We start from the raw sequence: 17898 nt of genomic DNA, 5'->3' as shown, positions 1-17898 counted from the left end.
AAACGGGCGGAGAGTTTTCTCTCCGCCCGTTTTTTATTCACCTTATATCTTATAATCGGGCGGCAGGCACTTTATATATCATCTTTATAAAGATCGCGAGAAACCACAATGCTTCAGGTAAAGAATTTAACCAAGATCTATGACGGCAAAGTCAAAGCGCTGAATAATGTTTCCTTTGAAGTACCGGATGGACAGTTCCTGGCCGTGATCGGTTTGAGCGGATCAGGCAAATCCACATTACTGCGCTGTATCAATCGATTGATAGATCCCACGGAAGGTCAGATCTTATGGGACGGTGAAGACATCACCGCTGCATCTCCCGAAGAAATGCGCCGCATCCGACGCAAGATCGGCATGGTCTTTCAACATTTTAATTTGGTGCACCGCTCGAAGGTCATCACCAATGTACTGGCAGGGCGGCTTGGTTATGTCAACCCCGCCTGGAGTTTACTTAACCGCTTTCCCAAAAGAGGATATCGCAAAAGCCATCAAACAATTGGAACGCGTGGGCATCGCCGATAAAGCCGATCAACGCGCGGATGAATTAAGCGGCGGACAACAGCAGCGTGTGGGCATTGCGCGCGCCCTCATGCAGGACCCGAAGATGATCCTCGCCGACGAACCCGTTGCCAGCCTTGACCCGGTCCTCGCGCACAGCATCATGAAACATCTCGAAGAGATCAATAAAACAGATGGCGTGACCGTTTTATGCAGCCTGCATTTCCTCGATCTGGTGCATCGTTATGCAGACCGCGTCATTGCGCTTAATGAAGGACAACTGGTTTTTGAAGGTTTGCCGAGTGAAATTGATGATCATAAATTCAAAGATATTTATGGCCGTGATGCCGAACGGGTGGGATAAGCCATGAAAAATAAAAAATCATCCGCATGGAAATCCATTCAGATCGGACTGGCTGTATTATTTGGGCTCTTTGTGTACGCCTACGGCTTTGATGTGACCCAGGTCAATCTTGAAGAACTGCGCAGTGAACGACGCCAGGAAAGCCTGACCCGCGTAACCCGCACTCTCGCAAAACCGGATCTCGTCACCTACGACAAACAGGAAGCGATCGTCAACGCGCCGTTGTACGTTCCATGCCCACAGCTGGTAAATCTCCCCGCAGCAGACACCTCCACCCATTATTTGGTGATCGAGCCGTCCTGTGGAAACCCCGGCGACACAGTCCAGGTGGAAGGATTTAACTTCCCGCCCAACATCGAAGGCCCCATTCGATTTGTGCCCGGCAGCGACCCGCTGAATGTCGTGGCGCTCGGCCGCGAATCGATCAAAACCGACAGCGATGGACATTTCACAACTTCATTCGTCCTGCCCGACCGCCTCAGTGACGAGCCGCAATTCCTGCGCGTGACCATCAGCGAAAATGTCGGCGCGCCGCGCTTTACCCAAAACGCAAAAGATACCTGGGACAAAATCATTGAAACAGTCTTCATGGCTTTGCTGGCCACCACGGCCGGCACCATTCTGGCATTTCCGCTGAGCTTCATCGCCGCCCGAAACTTGATGAAGTCTGTCCGCAGCCCGCTGACCAGTGTCTCGCTATCCGTGCTGGGCTGGCCGATCGGGTTGGGTATCGGTTACTTTATCGTCAATCAGGTCGGCGCTTTTAGCATCCCGCTCTCCGAAAATATATTCATCAATCTTGTCAGCGTGGCCGCTACGCCGCTTGTTTTCTGGTATTGCGTTCGCTGGGCGCTACCCCAGGAAGAAACGAAGATTCCTTCAACTCTTTTACGCGTGTCTCGTATGCTGGTCTTGTTCGTGGCGATCCTGATTGCGTTCTTTGGATTCTTTCAGCTGGCCGGCCTGGCCACCAATATCAGCCTGGGCATTGAAAAATCCCTTGGCGCTTTGGGCTTCCTTGCAACATTCCTGTTTCAAGTCAGCGACATCCTGCGGATCATCACACCTGCCCTGGGCGCTCTGGCTGCGGGCGGCGCATTGTCCAGTTTCCTTGGACGGATCGGCCAGCGCACTGCCGAGAAAAGCCCGGCAGATAAGGTCAAGCTCATCAATTTGATCCTGGCTTCTGTTGCCGGCGCCACACTCTTCGGTTTGAGCGGATGGCTGGTGGAATGGCTGTATCAGGTCGGACAAATTGAGTACACCTTCTGGGTACCGGTACTCAGCGGCGCGGTGCTTGGTTTATTACTTGCAGTCTTGACCAAACCCAAATCCACCCTTCCCACAGGCATGGTGGTCTATAGCATCACGCGTACCATCCTCAACGCTCTGCGATCCGTTGAAGCGCTTGTGATGGCGATCGTATTCGTGATCGCGGTCGGCATCGGTCCATTTGCGGGCATGATGGCGCTTGGCTTGCACACCATCGTCAGCCTCGCAAAACTGTATTCCGAACAGGTCGAAAGCATCATGCCCGGTCCGCTCGAGGCCATCACAGCCACAGGCGCCAACCGCCTGCAGACCATCATCTACGCCGTCATACCACAGGTCATTCCGCCCTATATTTCCTACACCATGTACCGCTGGGACATCAACGTGCGCATGTCCACCATCATCGGTTTCGTGGGCGGCGGCGGCATCGGATTTCTTTTGCAGCAAAATATCAACCTGCTTAACTACCGCGCCGCCAGCACCCAAATGATCGCCATCGCGATCGTCGTCGCCAGCATGGATTACATCTCTTCCGTTCTGCGCGAAAAATATGTTTGATCATGCCTGACCTGTATCACACCCTGCTCAAATATGATATTGGATACCTGCGTATCATCGCAGGTTCGTGGGGATTGGAATTGGAAACGAGCGAAGTAGATTCGGCCGCCGAAGAACTATGCGCCTCCTTCCTGGATCTGGAAGCTGTTACAGAGACGATCGAGATTCTCCCCGCTGATGCACGCTCCGCGTTGACCGTACTGCTTGAGTCAAACGGCAAAATGGAATGGGCCGCCTTCGCCCGCAAATTCGGCGAGATCCGCGAAATGGGCGAAGCCAGACGCGACCGTGAACGTCCGCATCTCAAGCCCATTTCCATCGCCGAGAATCTTTTTTATCGCGGACTGCTTGCCAGGGCTTTCTTCGATGCCGAAAAAGGCGCGCAGGAATTTGCCTATGTCCCCGAAGACCTGTTTGAGATCATTGACGAAGTAACGAAAGAGGAAAGAGGCGGGAAGTCCACAGAACCTCTCGGCCGCCCTGCGACCCCGGTTGAAAAAGCATTTGAAATCCCGGGCTCAGATCACATATTAGACGATGCCACAACATTGCTTGCGGCATTGCGAATAGGCAGGTCAGGTTACCAACCCGACCCGCAGCTCACGGCACTTTTAACAGCAGCCGAAGTGTTGAGGAAAGGCGCACCTCAGGCCGAGAAAGTGAAATCTTTTCTTGAAGCCTCGCGCGTGGATGCGTTGAGAGCGCTCGTTGAAGCATGGCAATCCTCACAGGAGTTTGATGAACTGCGCTTAATTCCAACCATCATCTGCGAAGGCGAGTGGCTTCGCCAGAACCAGCCGCTCGTCACGCGTGAGTTTTTAATGGATCTGGTCAACTCCATCCCACAGAACAAATGGTGGAGCATTCCCGCATTTGTGCGCGGGATAAAAGAAAAATTCCCTGATTATCAACGTCCTGCTGGTGACTATGATTCATGGTTCATCAAACGCACATCCGATGGACAATTTCTGCGTGGATTTGCGTATTGGGACCAAGTGGATGGCGCGCTGATCAAATATTTCATTCAGCTATTGCACTGGCTGGGCATGGCGGATTTGGCTTCGCCGGAAGAAGGGAAAGAAGCAACGGCATTTAGGATCAAGTCGAAAGTCGAAAGTCAAAAGTCAGACCTTCGACCTTCGACCTTCGATGGGAAGATTGTTGTCTCTTCAAATGGAAAAATCAATATCTCTCGTTACTTTTCAAGAGCAGTACGTTATCAAATTTCCCGCTTCTGTGAATGGCATGATGATGGTGAACGGCGTACCGAGACCAAAGAAGATGAGTATCAATATCATGTATCAGCGCGTTCGTTGACGCAAGCCAAAGAGCAGGGATTGAAAGCTGAGCAGTTATTATCTTTGCTGGTGAAGTATACAAATGGGAACGTCCCGCCTGCGCTGGTGAAGGCGCTCAAACAATGGGATGCGCACGGCACTGAAGCCCGGGTGGAAAAACTGCTTGTGCTAAGAGTCAACAGGCCCGAGATTTTGGAGGAGATGCGCAAGTCGAAGGCGAGTAAATTCCTGGGTGAGATATTAAGCCCGACCGCGGTTATCATCAAGAGCGGAGCGGAATCCAAAGTATTGGCGGCGCTCGCAGAGTTGGGATTATTATCAGAAATCGAAATTTAAATGGATGTCATGGTTAAATCATGACATCCATTTTTTTATTCCATCGCTATAATAAAAACAAGGAGTTCAAAATGTCAAAAACTGATTGGATCCAACAGGAAATTGAAGCACTGCAAAACGCAGGATTGTATAACCGCATCCGTACGATCGGCTCGCCGCAGGGCGCGTGGCTGGTGGTGGACGGCAAAAAGGTCTTGAACTTTTGCTCGAACAATTATTTGGGATTGGCGAATCATCCCGCGCTGGTGGCGGCCGCAAAAAAAGCGCTCGATGAAATGGGTGTGGGACCCGCTGCGGTGCGTTCGATTGCCGGCACGATGACCCTGCACGTTGAACTCGAAAAACGACTCGCGCAATTCAAAGGGGTGGAAGCCGCGATCACTTTTCAATCGGGCTTCACGGCAAACTTGGCAACCATCCCTGCGTTGGTTGGCAAAGAAGATGTGATCTTCTCGGATCGATTGAACCACGCTTCGATCATTGACGGAGCTCGTTTGTCTGGCGCGAAAATTATTCCGTATGAACATAACGATGTGAAATCATTGGAAGAGCAGATCAATGTACACCTCAGTCAATACCGCCGCGCGTTGATCGTGACCGACGGTGTGTTCAGCATGGATGGCGATATTGCGCCATTACCCGATATTTATGAAGTTGCGAAGAAGTACGATATTCTTTTGATGGTGGATGACGCACATGGTGAAGGCGTACTCGGCAAAGGCGGGCGCGGCATTGTGGATCATTTCGGTCTGCACGGCAAAGTGGATGTGGAAGTTGGCACGATGTCGAAAGCGTTTGGCGTGGTGGGGGGGATCGTCGCGGGCAAGGCAGTCATCATTGACTGGCTGCGTCAACGTGGACGCCCGTTCCTGTTCTCGTCCGCAGTGACTGTGCCGGATGCTGCGGCCTGTCTCGCGGCAGTGGACTTGCTCGAAGATTCCACTCAATTGGTGGATAAACTTTGGGAAAATGCCAAATACTTCAAAGCCGAAATGAAGACTCTCGGTTTTAACACTGGCGTAACTGAAACGCCCATCACTCCCGTCATGCTCGGTGAAGCTCCGCTCGCGCAGCAATTCAGCCGCGAGTTGTTTGACGCGGGTGTTTTTGCCATGGCGCTGGGCTTCCCAACCGTGCCGCAGGGCAAGGCGAGAATTAGAGTCATGATCTCCGCCGCGCATGCGAAGGATGATCTGGATCAAGGCTTGGAAGCGTTTAAGAATGTAGGAAAGAAGCTGGGCGTGATCTAATATCGTCTGATTTGAAAATTATGCGGATTGGCTGACAAGATTCAGTTGTTTTTACAACCGTTAAGCCTGCACAAGCTGCCGCCTGATTTTTGTTAAAGGTGTGGGGCAGTTTCTGGACTGCCCCACGATCATTTAATCACCGTTTTCACGCTTTGGACCTGTCACCCCAATATCCAGGCACGCTTCAACTTCATCCACTGATATTCCCGCATCCGCCCTGGAAGTTGAAGCGCACCCTATCCCCTTGTCCCCTATATAAAATGGAATCGAGAAATTGGATATTCCATTTATTCGCAAATTTGCCACTTTTTCCATTGTACGAATTCACAGCTCATGGTTCAATAGACAGAAGTCCTAACGCATAGGCATTTGTACTGATTTACTAATAGGCATTGAATTGGGTCATTCTTTTTGTTACTCTATAACCATTGATGCGGGAGCGTGAAGTATGAATAAAAAAATACGTGTGACCATACTGGATGATCATCAAAACATCATTGATGGTTACGTTTTTCGTTTAAGCGCAGATCCACAGATCGAGGTGGTGGCAACGATCGGTTTTGGGAATTGCTCGAGCCGACCCTCGCAGAACACCCAACCGATGTGCTCTTGCTGGATTTAAGCGTACCGACCTCGGTTAAAAACCAGAATCCATATCCAGTCCTATACGCCATTCCCAAACTGCTTCAGGCCTATGCGGGGCTCAACATCCTTGTCATCAGCATGTTTGCGGAACGCGGATTGATCCGCGCGGTCATGGAAGCCGGGGCAAGTGGATATATATTGAAAGACGACCAGGCCACAGCAAGGGATCTGGGAAGCGTGGTCGTGTCCGTTGCCGGGGGCAGCATCCACTTTAGCAAACAGGCGCATCAACTTTACATCAAACATTTGTCAAAAGAAAGCAATCTATTAACCACCCGCCAACAGGAAGTGTTATCCCTGTGCGCGGCTTATCCGAACCACACAACCGCCCATTTGGCAAATATCATGAACGTAAGTAATTCCACTGTACGCAACCTGCTTTCCAGCGCGTATCTAAAACTCGAAGTAAACAATCGTGCCGCGGCCATCGCCGCGGCGCAACAACAGGGATTGATCACTCCACCCCCGGCCATACATCTGAAACAGGATACTCGACCAAGGCAATCAGGGTTACTACGGCGGGGTAATCTCTTCTTTAATATTCAATCATCGAACGCCGAAATTTTTAAAGATAATTTTCCACCGTATCACGCCTTCCGCAATTCGAAGAATGGGGATGTGTTTTGTTTTACGCTATAATCGCAATGCTCCATTTTCACAACATGCTGACCAAAAAATCTTTCGAAACTGGAAATCTGTCAGCGTACTATTTATGACTCTCTGCGGGTCATGCCGCAGATTGATACTTTCAAAGTGATTCTGACAAGCCCGAGTGTGCGAAACCAAAAAAATCGAACACCCCCAAGGAGTGTAAAACATGGCCAAAGATAACAAAGAAAACATAGTTGATACCACCAAGCCTTCGTCCGGCCGCATCTATGACTATATTCTCGGCGGCAATCATAACTTTGAAGTGGACCGCCAGGCTGCCGATTACCTGATCAGTCAAATGCCCTTTCTCACTAAAATTTGCCTCCTGCAGCGTTGGACACTGCGGGATATTGCCATGGAATTGACTCAGCGGCGCGGCTATGATGTGATCATTGATTTTGCCTCGGGCCTGCCGACCAGTGATCATATTCATCCCCAATGTTCCCAAGGGTACCACCGTCATTTATTCTGATTTCGATCCAGTGGTGGTTGAATATGCACGGGACATCCTGCAGAACACACCCGATGTATATTTTTTTGAAGCCGACGCCCGGGAACCTGAAGAATTGCTCGGCCGTCCTGAAGTACTGAAGATTCTGGGTGACCGCCGCAGAGTGGGGTTTGTGCTTTGGGGAGTGCCTGTTTTTTACGCGACGAGGAAATTTCCCACTCATTGCGAGTCCTTTATGATTGGGCGGCTCCCGCAGCTGCCTGGCTATCAACGCGCAGGGCGTGGGAATTGATGCAAACAATCCACTAGTCGTGGAACTTTTTGAAACTTATGCAAAGTTTGGACAGCCAGGCTATCACCGCACGCTTGAAAAATTCATCGGGTTATGCGGTGACTGGCGGCTTGACGATACGGGGTTTATCTCTTTGCTGAACTGGCATGGTTTCGATCAATCGGAATTGGGGCAGGAGGAGGTTTCCATATGGGGACCGTTAGGCCCTGGCTTTGGCGCATACCTGACCAAGTGATTAGTACTTTCCCCTGGAATATGCTCAGTGAACGATAAAAAATTGCCGCCATTTGATGATGCTGCCTTGGAGTCTCTCGCTCGCAAGGTGGAGGGAAACCGCGCAGACCTGATCGGCCGCTATCAAAAAGCTTTGCGCGAAACCGTGTTTACCAACCGCGCTGCGATGCACCCGAGTCAATTGGCGCATATTGCCGCGAGAGAAGCGGATGCATTAATTTCTTCATTGCGCCATTCACTGTCGTCCACGAAGGAGCAAGGCGCGGCATTGAGTGAAACAGGCTTGAGCAGGCAGTCGTTTTTTGGATTGCTGCAAGCCATGCGGGAATTTTTTATCGCGCATTTTGAAAACGACTTTACCGTATTGAATATCTACACCTTGTATCGCATCAAGGCGATTGAGGGTTACTTGGAAAGTCATGAAAAAAGACTTCTCTTCGAACAGGATGACATTCACAGAGCGTTTCAGATAGCCATAAATCACTCGCTGGCAAAGACCAGGGAAAGCGAGGAACGCTATCGCTCGCTCGTGGAGATATCCCCGAATGCGGTTATGCTTCTGGACCTGAATGCCGATATCATCATGATGAACAAGGCCGGGACGGAGCTGTTCAAGCACGAGACTGCGCAGGAAGTGATCGGAAAGAATATGGCTTCTTTCATCGCCCCCGACCAACAGGCAATAGCGCAAAATTCCTTTCGGGAGATGATTGAAACATCCATAGGCTGTAACAGGGAATTCCTTCTTGTCAGGAAGGATGGTACTTTTTTCGACGCCGAACTTAACGGCGCAGTGATCGTTGACGCAAATGGAAAAGCTCAATCCATCATGCTGGTGGGTAGGGACATTACTCTTCAAAAACAGACGGAGCATTTTCTGAATGAAAGAGTGATGCAGGCGATGGCCGAACAGCGCAGGACGAGTGCGCGGCTCGATGAACTGGTCACCCGCAGTCCCACCATCATTTATGCCGCCCGGCTTGAAGGCAGTTACCCCACTACCTTCATCACAGAGAATATTTATGATCAGCTGGGCTATCCATCAGAACAGATCATCAATGACCCCGATTTTCTATTAAATCATATTCATCCGCAGGATGCTGAGCGTTTCAGTTCCGAAATGGAGGACGTATTCAAAGGCCAGCGGCTGGTCCTTGAATACCGCGTCCGCCATCGGAATGGTGAATATCGCTGGATGAGGGATGCCGTGCGCCTGATCCGCTCGCCCAATGGACAGCCGATCGAAATTATCGGTTCATGGATCGATATCACCGACCGCAAACACGCGGAGGACGCATTACTTATTGCAGAAGCGGATTACCGCGCCATCTTTGAAAAAGCTCCTCTCGGAATTTTTCGTTCCACTGTGGATGGGCGTTTCATAAAAGTTAATCAGGCGGCGGCGGAAATGTTTGGGTACGATTCCCCAGAAGAAATGATCCGTGAAATCGAATCGATTGAAACACAGATCTACGCGGATAAATCCAAGGCGGCGGAGTTGCAAACCCTGATTGCTGAAAACAGCGAAGTGCAGAATTTTATCTCCCAGGACCGGCGCAGGAATGGGAGTATTTTCTGGACTTCAACGAATGCCCGTGTCGTGAAGAACGAGAGCGGTGATATCCTGTATTATGAAGGCTTTATCCAGGATGTCACCGAGCGCAAACAAATGGAAAACGCTCTTCAACAACGGAAGAAAGAGTTGGAAATAAACAATATTCAGCAAGCAGAACGCCTGAGCAAGCTATATGAAGGAGATATCGAGCGGACCGAGAAGCGCCGACTTCAACTCGCGCTGGACCTGCACGATGTTGTCCTCAATCAACTTGCCATCCTGCGTTTGAATACCGATGAAAGCCACGTCACCCAAAACTTTCAGGATGCCTACGATGAAGTGACGAGCCGCCTGCGCGAGATCATTACAGACTTGCGCCCGCCCATGTTAAGTTATGGCTTGAAACCCGCCATTGAAGGATTGTCCGACAATATCATGGATCAAAGCAAGGATACCGTGGACGTAGTGACAGACCTGCAGCTTGAGGGTGAAGCACGATACCCAGAGGATATCGAACGGCATCTTTTTCGGATCGTGCAGGAAGCCTCTGAGAATGCACTGCATCACAGCCATGCCACGCAGATCAATATCTTGGCAAAACTGACACCAGAGCATATTCGGCTGCTGGTCAAAGACAATGGCATTGGTTTTCCGATCAGCGGGCGGATTGGAATGGATGATTTGCTGGTTAACAAACATTTTGGTCTGGTCGGAATGATGGAACGTGCAATGCTGATCGGCGCCATAGTGGAGATCACTTCCCTTCCAAACCAGGGAACGCAGATCCAAATCGAGTGGAACAACATTCGCAGGGAAAGTTGATCACCCAAACCATGCCGACCCCCGAAGCGATTCTTAAATCCACATTTGGATACGACACATTTAAACCTCTTCAGCGCGAGATCATTGCCAATGTGCAGGCGCGGCGCGATACGCTGGTCATCATGCCCACAGGCGGCGGTAAATCGCTCACCTATCAAGTCCCTGCGCTATTGTTTGACGGGCTGACCGTGGTGGTCTCGCCGCTGATCGCGTTGATGAAGGATCAGGTCGAGCAGCTGCATGCGCTGGGCGTCTCTGCTGTCTTTTTGAATAGTTCTCTGTCTCCCGAAGAATATCAGCAGAATATGGACGCTGTGAAAAGCGGACGCGCCAAACTGCTTTACGTGGCGCCTGAGACATTACTGACTCCCAGGATCTATTCGCTTCTCTCCTCGCTGAAACTTGACCTGCTTGCCATCGACGAGGCGCACTGCATCTCAGAGTGGGGACACGACTTCCGCCCCGAGTACCGCCAACTGGTGGATGTGCGCCGCAAGTTCCCTTCAGCGGTATGCATGGCGTTGACGGCCACTGCCACCCCGCGAGTCCGCGCGGATATTATGTCTTCGCTGGGGTTTACGCAATCCAATGAATTTCTCGCTTCGTTCAACAGGGAAAATCTGTTCATTGAAGTGTTGCCCAAACGCGACCCGATCGCGCAGACTTTAAAATTCCTTGAAAATTTCAAAGACCAATCGGGCATTATCTATTGCTTCTCGCGCAAACAAGTGGACGAGCTCGCCGCGACTCTTGCCCGCTACAAATATTCCGTCCGCCCGTATCACGCGGGGCTTGAAGATGGAGATCGCAAGCGAAATCAGGAGGCATTTATCCGTGATGATGTGCAAATTATCGTGGCGACGATCGCCTTCGGCATGGGCATCAACAAACCGAATGTGCGCTTCGTGATCCATTTTGACCTGCCAAAAAGTATCGAAAATTATTATCAGGAGATCGGGCGCGCCGGACGTGACGGTCTGCCTGCGCATTGTTTGTTGTTGTACAGCTATGGCGACGCAAGCAAGATCAGATATTTTATTGACCAAAAAGAAGATCCTGAGCGCAGCGCATCCTATCAACATTTGGACGCAATGACACGCTACGCAGAGGGAAGTTCATGCCGCCGCAAGCCGTTGCTTTCTTATTTTGGTGATACATACACACAGGAGAATTGCGGTAACTGCGATAACTGCGGCATGGAAGAAAGTGACCTCGCCGACATCACCATCCCGGCACAGAAGTTTCTCTCGTGCGTCAAACGCAGCGGAGAAAGATTCGGCGCGGCGCATGTGGTGGATATTTTGCTCGGCTCGGAAAATGAAAAGATTCAAAAATACAATCATCATGAACTGTCCACATATGGAATTGGAAAGGAATTGTCTAAAAGCCAGTGGATGCACATCTCGCGCCAATTGGTGGAGAAAGGCCTGCTGAGTCAAGAGCCTGCCTATCGCGTGTTGTCGGTCACTGCCAAAGGGCTGGATATGCTCAAATCACGGGAACAGGTGCGGGGTCAGATCAATGAAGCGCAGAAGAAGGAACGCGGAGCCAGGGTCAAATCTTCCGAGTTCGAATACGACAGGTCGCTGTTCAGCCTGCTTCGAAATAAAAGAAAAGAACTGGCAGACGAAGCGGGTGTTCCGCCGTATGTGATCTTCTCGGACAAGACATTGGTGGAGATGGCTGGGTATTTCCCGCAGTCACGTGAAAGCCTGCTGAACATCAGCGGCGTGGGAAAAGTGAAGAACGAAAGGTTTGGAAATGAATTTCTTGTGATCATCAAGGAATTTTGCAGGTCGAACAAGATCGATGAAAAATATAAAACGCCGATGCGCGAGAAGAGCGACTCTGGACGAAGATATATGGAAGTAGGGGAGGCGTATAACTCGGGCGAGAGCCTTGAGAATTTAATGGCGCGTTACGGCGTGTCTGCGGATACGATCTTGAATCATCTGGCGCGGTTTATTCAAGCGGGGAATCCATTGCGTTCTGCAGAGGATCTGATCTCGCTTTCGAATCTCTCACCCTGACCAGCAAATGGCTGTTTTCAAAGCCTTCGATCAAACCGGTTCGGATATGCTCAAACCCGTCTATGATAAATTCAACGGCACAGTGAACTATGACGAGCTTCGGATCTTGCGGTTGTGCTATTTGTGCGAAGAAAGATAATTTTTCCATTACAGATAAAATCCATTGACGTTTTTTAAGCCTATCGTAGAGTTCATTGTTGAACATGCGTGCTATAATATTTTTTGTCGGTTAGTCCCTTATCTTTTGTCTGAAAGTTGGGCTGGCCGATTTGCCGACTAACGACCAATTGACCAGCGGACCCCCAACCCATGTCCTTCGCCCACTTACACGTCCACACGGAATACTCGCTACTCGACGGCTTCTCGAATATCAAGAAGCTGGTTAAACGCGTTAAAGAGCTGAATATGGAACATGTTGCCATCACAGACCACGGCACGATGTTCGGGGTGATCGATTTTTACAAAGCTGCAAAAGCGGAGAATATTAAGCCGATCATCGGACTCGAAGCCTATATGGCCGCGCGCACGATGAAGGACAAGGATTCAAAGCTTGATCGTTCGTCCACGCACCTGCTTTTGCTTGCGGAGAATGAAACCGGCTACAGAAACCTTTTACAGATCGCCTCTGCGGCGCAGATGGAAGGCTTCTATTATTATCCGCGGATTGACCATGAATTCCTCGCCGCCCATGCGGAGGGGTTGATCTGCACTTCGGGTTGTATGTCGGCGGAAATTCCGCGCGCGCTGTTGAACGAAAACCCAGATGAAGCCGTCAGAAAATGGGATTGGTATTCAGAGGTCTTTGGCCGCGACCGTTTCTTTGTTGAATTGCAGCAGCACAACATCAAAGAGATCACCGATTTGAATAAAAAGTTGTTGAGCCTGGGCGCGCGCTACGAAGCGCGATATATCGCCACCAACGACGTGCATTACGTCAACCAGGCGGATGCGCGCTTGCAGGATATTCTGCTCGCGATCCAGACCAACTCCACGCTCAACGACCCCGACCGCATGAAGATGAGCGACGACTCTTATTATCTGCGCTCGCCTTTGGAAATGAGCAAGATCTTCTCGGAAGTTCCGGATGCATTAAGCAATACCCTGCTCATTGCCGAACGCTGTAATGTGAATCTGGACTTTAAAGGCTATCACCTGCCGGAGTTCAATGTCCCGGAGGGATATACGCCGGAGACGTATTTGCGCGCGCTCTGCCAGCAGGGAGCGCAGATCAAATTCAAGGATGACGCCGCCAGCCAAAAGGTTCAGGAAAGACTCGAGTATGAATTGGGCGTTGTCCACACCATGGGATTCGACGCGTACTTCCTGATCGTGTGGGACCTGTGCCGCTTCGCCCGTGAGAATGGAATCTGGTACAACGCGCGCGGTTCAGCCGCCGGCTCGATCATCGCCTACACACTCGACATCACCCGCGTCGATCCGCTTGAACACGCCCTCATCTTTGAACGCTTCTTAAATCCCGGGCGTATCTCGATGCCCGATATTGATCTCGACTTCCGCGATGACCGCCGCTCTGAAATGTTCGAATATTGCTCGAACAAATACGGCTCGACAAGGTCGCGCAGATCATCACCTTCGGCACCATGGGATCAAAAGCAGCCCTGCGTGACGTGGCGCGTGTAATGGAAATCCCCTTGCCCGAAATTGACAAGGTCGCCAAACTAGTGCCTTTCGTTTCAGGTCGTGCCACCACCATGAAGGACGCCATGGAAGTTGCCGACTTCAAAAAGATCTACGACAGCCAGCCGCACTTGCGCGAAGTAATTGATATTGCCGCGCGCATGGAAGGGACTGTCCGCAACGCGGGCACACATGCGGCGGGCGTGGTGATCTCAGATAAACCGATTATGGATTATCTGCCGCTTCATCGACCAACCTCCAATTCGGAAGAAACACCCATCAAGTCGGTGACCCAATTTGAAATGGGCATCCTCGATTCTCTGGGCATGTTGAAGGTGGACTTCCTCGGTCTGATCACATTAACCGTGATGGCGCGTGCCTGTGACATGATCGAAAAACGTCACGGCATCAAACTTGACCTGAACAATATCCCAATTGATGATCCCAGGTCATTTGAAATTATGGGTAATGGCAATACTGCCGGTGTCTTCCAGGTGGAAGGCTGCTTGAGCGGTGACAGTTATATCGGTCATCGCACTATTAAAGAGTTATATGAAGATTTCAAGGAGCGCGAAAAAGCGGGCATACTTGGCGGACGAGAACTTCTTCGCACAAATTCTTGTTATGTAGATGAGGGCCGTTTTAATCTAAATGTTATTAATAAGGTTGTTTACAGTGGTGTAAAACCTGTCTATCGCCTTAGCGCAAATAACAACTGCTGGATTAAGGCGACTGCCGATCATCATTTTTTCACACAACGAGGATGGGTCACTTTAGGTGAATTAAACCCTGAAACCGATGCCCTGCTATTCAAAAGTAATACCAGCCGTTCTGGTAGGCTTTGCATTGATTGCGAAACCCCCATGAAAAGTGTCGGAGGAAAATCACAACGATGCAAAAGCTGCTCGGCTCACATCTCCTCCAACCCAAGCCGTCCTGAAGTACAGGAACGGATTTCGCAAAGCAGGATGGGAAATATTCCTTGGAATAAAGGACTTACTGCTGAAACCGCAAAAGATACTCTTTGGATCAAGAACCTAAGCATTTATAACAAGGGTCAAAAAGGCGTGACTCTGGAATCCCGCCATGGCATAGGACGAGCCGCTGAAATTCGTGCAAAACTTTCCGCACGATTCTCAGGAACAAACAACCCAATGTATGGGCGTCTTCCGAAAGAGACAAAGACATACACAAAATCTGGCTATCGCGAAGATTTGGGGCATTATGTTCGATCTTCATGGGAAGCGGATATGGCACGCGTTTTTCTTTATTTAGAGTGGAAATATCAGTATGAGCCGCGAACCTTTGAGTTAGTGAGAAAAGATGGACGGAAACTGACTTATACCCCTGATTTCTTTGTGTCCGAACAAAATACATGGTATGAAATTAAAGGCTGGATGGATAACGCCAGCGCGGAAAAAATTGAACTCTTCCAACAGCAATATCCTGAATGCAATTTAGTTGTAATAGACAAGACTCTATTTGCCGAATTTCAAGTTAAGTACGCCAGTCTTGTCAAATGGGAATGCCCGCAATTCCCACAAAACAGCGAATGGGTAAAAATAAAGAATATTGAATACATTGGTGAAGAGGCTACCTACGATTTGCAAATGCAAGCGCCTGGCAATAATTTTGTCGCCAACGGATTTGTTGTTCATAATAGCGGCATGACCCGTTATCTTGTACAGATGAAGCCCAAGAATCTCGATAACATCATCGCGATGGTGGCGTTGTACCGCCCGGGTCCGATGGCGTTCATCCCCGATTACATCTCGCGCATGCACGGCGAATCGGAAGTGGAATATCGTCACCCCGCCATGGAGCCGATTTTCAAAGACACCTTCGGCATTCCTGTCTATCAGGAACAGCTCATGCGCGCCGCCGTGGAGCTCGCGGGCTACACACCATCTGAATCAGATGAGCTGCGCAAGGCGATCTCCAAAAAGAAAAAAGAAGATATTGACAAGCATCGCGCCAAGTTCGTAAAGGGTGCGGTTGAAAAAGGCATGGACCAATCCATCGCCGACGCGATCTACATGGATTGGGAGGAATTCGCACGTTACGGCTTCAACAAATCCCACGCGGCTGATTACGGTGTGATCGCTGTTCAAACCGCATATCTAAAATCAACATATACCGCCGAGTACATGACGGCTTTGCTTTCCGCCAACGCGGGCATCACCGAAAAGGTTGCCTTTTATGTGGCAGATGCGCGCAATATGGGCGTGCCAGTCCTGGCTCCTGATGTCGCCGCCTCAGGCTGGGATTTCCAGATCGAAGATGTGGATGGCAAACCATCCATCCGCTTTGGTTTGGGCGCGATCAAGAATGTTAATCAAGGCGCTGTGGAAGCGATCATCGAAGCCCGCAAGGAAAGCAAATTCATCGACCTCAACGATTTCGCGCGCCGCGTGGACCTGCGCACCGTCGGCAAACGTTCGCTTGAGTGCCTGATCAAAGTCGGCGCGCTCGATCAATTTGGCAACCGCCCGGCCATGCTCGCTTCGCTGGACCGCATTATCGCCATCAGCGCCAATCATTTCCGCGCGGCAGACGCAGGGCAAATGAGTCTCTTTGGCGCGGCTACCGGCATCGTGGAGGAAATCCACCTGCCCGAAGTGAAGAACGTGGACAAGCGCGAGATGCTCAACTGGGAGCGCGAGCTTATCGGCTTGTACATCACCGATCACCCGCTTAACGAATATCAATCCACCCTTGCACAGATCGTCAGCTATTTTTCAGCGCAGCTGCCCGAAGCCAACCATGAAGAGAAGGTCCGTGTCGCGGGGCTCATCACGGTTGTCCGCCCGTACACGACGAAAACGGGCAAGCCGATGGGGTTTGTCACCATCGAGGATATTCAGGGAAATATCGAACTTGTGCTTTTTCCGAAGACGTGGGAAAAGTTCCGCGACATACTCAGCATAGGTCAGATCGTGATCGTGGAAGGCAAGGTGGATAACGGCAACCCGCCGCCCAAGATCCTTGTGGATGAGATCAGGACTGAAATTAAGATCACTTCGGCGGTTGTGGATGAACTGCCGGAGATGCCGCCTGCGCCCTACGCCGAGCCCGCGCCTCTTCATTACAAATCAACTGCTCCTGCCCAAAAGACAAGCCAGCCCTCGAAACAAAATCCATCGAAGCCTGCAGCTGCGGCAGATCAGCCTGTCAACAAACTGCACGTTGCTGCTGAATCCGTTCCAGTGTACGCCCCAATACTATCCCCAAAAAATCCTGGGGAATTCGGAGATAACAAAGAGGGCGATGACATGCCTCCGCCGCCAGATAACTTCCCCGACGGCTGGGATATGGAATGGCAGCCGTCCTTTGATGAGGCAGCCATGGCGTCCAAGCCTGCGCCGAAATTCAAGAAGGACGAGCCCATCACTCCGCCGCGCGTGGTAGTTGCGCCAGTTTTGGTGGACGCTGTCCCTGAGCTTCAGCCCCAGCCGCTTGCCGAGGTGTTGGCATTTACACAAGTACCCTCGTTATATGTCCCGCTCGCAAAAGAAGAGGCTGCCCACCCACCGAAGCAGATCACGGTCATTTTGCGCCAATCAGCGGACAGGGAACGCGACAAACGCCGCATTAAAACACTGCATGGCACGTTGATCTCCTTCCACGGCAGGGATAAATTCTCGTTCCAAATATTTGAGAACGGCAAAAGTCATTTGATCGATTTTCCAAGCGAGACCACGCGCGTCAGTCCGGAGTTGTTCTCGCGCCTGCATAAATTGTTGGGCGAGGAAGCCTGGCATGTGGAAGAGATCACATTTCAGTAGCAACGAAAGTTCCCGCACTATACAAAACTCAACACTTTATTAACCGTATGCAACGGTGTTTTAGATAAAAAAACTCGCCCAAAGTTTTCCTTTGCGGGCGAGTTTTTCTGGATGGCGCACCTGGTCAAATCTCAGAAATATTGTTCTCAAATGAGAACAGAAAAGTCACTCTATGAATGACTGGAGCCGCCAGGATTTGTGACGCCATCCAAATTTATT

The 17898-nt window shown here is 50.5% G+C and carries 12 protein-coding genes; all 12 read left to right on the top strand.

The features are described 5' to 3' along the window. Positions 1 to 108 precede the first annotated feature (108 nt). The 12 genes from IPL17_RS03825 (at position 109) to IPL17_RS03770 (ending at position 17679) form a co-directional block, all read left to right on the top strand. Complete coding sequence (locus IPL17_RS03825; protein WP_345305756.1) at positions 109 to 522, top strand: ATP-binding cassette domain-containing protein; 414 nt, start codon at positions 109 to 111, stop codon at positions 520 to 522. Further along, on the top strand, positions 428 to 862 hold the full coding sequence (locus tag IPL17_RS03820; RefSeq protein WP_345305755.1) for an ATP-binding cassette domain-containing protein: 435 nt from the start codon (positions 428 to 430) through the stop codon (positions 860 to 862). The genes IPL17_RS03825 and IPL17_RS03820 overlap by 95 nt, the downstream gene beginning before the upstream one ends. 3 nt (positions 863 to 865) lie before the next feature. Beyond that, entirely contained in the window at positions 866 to 2692 is a 1827-nt protein-coding gene (locus IPL17_RS03815; protein WP_345305754.1) for an ABC transporter permease subunit, read from the top strand. A gap of 2 nt (positions 2693 to 2694) precedes the next feature. Next, a complete protein-coding gene (locus tag IPL17_RS03810) occupies positions 2695 to 4326 on the top strand; it encodes a helicase-associated domain-containing protein (protein WP_345305753.1) in 1632 nt (543 codons plus the stop codon). Positions 4327 to 4397: 71 nt separating this feature from the next. Further along, positions 4398 to 5576 (top strand): glycine C-acetyltransferase, encoded by a 1179-nt coding sequence (locus tag IPL17_RS03805; protein ID WP_345305752.1) that lies wholly within the window; start codon positions 4398 to 4400, stop codon positions 5574 to 5576. Positions 5577 to 6143: 567 nt separating this feature from the next. Further along, positions 6144 to 6860, top strand: coding sequence for a response regulator transcription factor (locus IPL17_RS03800; protein ID WP_345305751.1), 717 nt, complete (start codon positions 6144 to 6146; stop codon positions 6858 to 6860). A 178-nt stretch (positions 6861 to 7038) separates the two neighbouring features. Further along, on the top strand, positions 7039 to 7344 hold the full coding sequence (locus IPL17_RS03795) for an SAM-dependent methyltransferase (protein WP_345305750.1): 306 nt from the start codon (positions 7039 to 7041) through the stop codon (positions 7342 to 7344). 218 nt (positions 7345 to 7562) lie between these two features. Beyond that, entirely contained in the window at positions 7563 to 7850 is a 288-nt protein-coding gene (locus tag IPL17_RS03790; RefSeq protein WP_345305749.1) for a hypothetical protein, read from the top strand. 27 nt (positions 7851 to 7877) lie between these two features. Next, the gene (locus IPL17_RS03785; protein ID WP_345305748.1) at positions 7878 to 10226 is read left to right on the top strand and encodes a PAS domain S-box protein; all 2349 of its coding nucleotides are present in this window, start codon (positions 7878 to 7880) and stop codon (positions 10224 to 10226) included. Continuing rightward, on the top strand, positions 10199 to 12256 hold the full coding sequence (recQ, locus tag IPL17_RS03780; protein ID WP_345305747.1) for a DNA helicase RecQ: 2058 nt from the start codon (positions 10199 to 10201) through the stop codon (positions 12254 to 12256). Before IPL17_RS03785 ends, recQ begins: the two co-directional genes overlap by 28 nt. Before the next feature lie 309 nt (positions 12257 to 12565). Further along, positions 12566 to 13897: a DNA polymerase III subunit alpha gene (gene dnaE, locus IPL17_RS03775; protein ID WP_345305746.1), complete on the top strand. Its 1332-nt coding sequence runs from the start codon at positions 12566 to 12568 to the stop codon at positions 13895 to 13897. Continuing rightward, positions 13804 to 17679 carry an OB-fold nucleic acid binding domain-containing protein gene (locus IPL17_RS03770; protein ID WP_345305745.1) on the top strand — a complete coding sequence of 1292 codons (3876 nt, stop codon included), beginning with the start codon at positions 13804 to 13806 and terminating at the stop codon, positions 17677 to 17679. Before dnaE ends, IPL17_RS03770 begins: the two co-directional genes overlap by 94 nt. Positions 17680 to 17898: the final 219 nt, after the last annotated feature.

Source organism: Candidatus Villigracilis saccharophilus, from assembly GCF_016711665.1.
Note: the sequence above shows the minus strand (reverse complement) of the source record. Positions and strands in the feature narration are given on the sequence as shown.

What these genes read in the sequence shown, in the direction of transcription:
- IPL17_RS03825 (WP_345305756.1), top strand. Translation starts at nt 109, where the DNA reads ATGCTTCAGGTAAAGAATTTAACCAAGATCTATGACGGCAAAGTCAAA.
- IPL17_RS03820 (WP_345305755.1), top strand. Translation starts at nt 428, where the DNA reads ATGTCAACCCCGCCTGGAGTTTACTTAACCGCTTTCCCAAAAGAGGAT.
- IPL17_RS03815 (WP_345305754.1), top strand. Translation starts at nt 866, where the DNA reads ATGAAAAATAAAAAATCATCCGCATGGAAATCCATTCAGATCGGACTG.
- IPL17_RS03810 (WP_345305753.1), top strand. Translation starts at nt 2,695, where the DNA reads ATGCCTGACCTGTATCACACCCTGCTCAAATATGATATTGGATACCTG.
- IPL17_RS03805 (WP_345305752.1), top strand. Translation starts at nt 4,398, where the DNA reads ATGTCAAAAACTGATTGGATCCAACAGGAAATTGAAGCACTGCAAAAC.
- IPL17_RS03795 (WP_345305750.1), top strand. Translation starts at nt 7,039, where the DNA reads ATGGCCAAAGATAACAAAGAAAACATAGTTGATACCACCAAGCCTTCG.
- dnaE (WP_345305746.1), top strand. Translation starts at nt 12,566, where the DNA reads ATGTCCTTCGCCCACTTACACGTCCACACGGAATACTCGCTACTCGAC.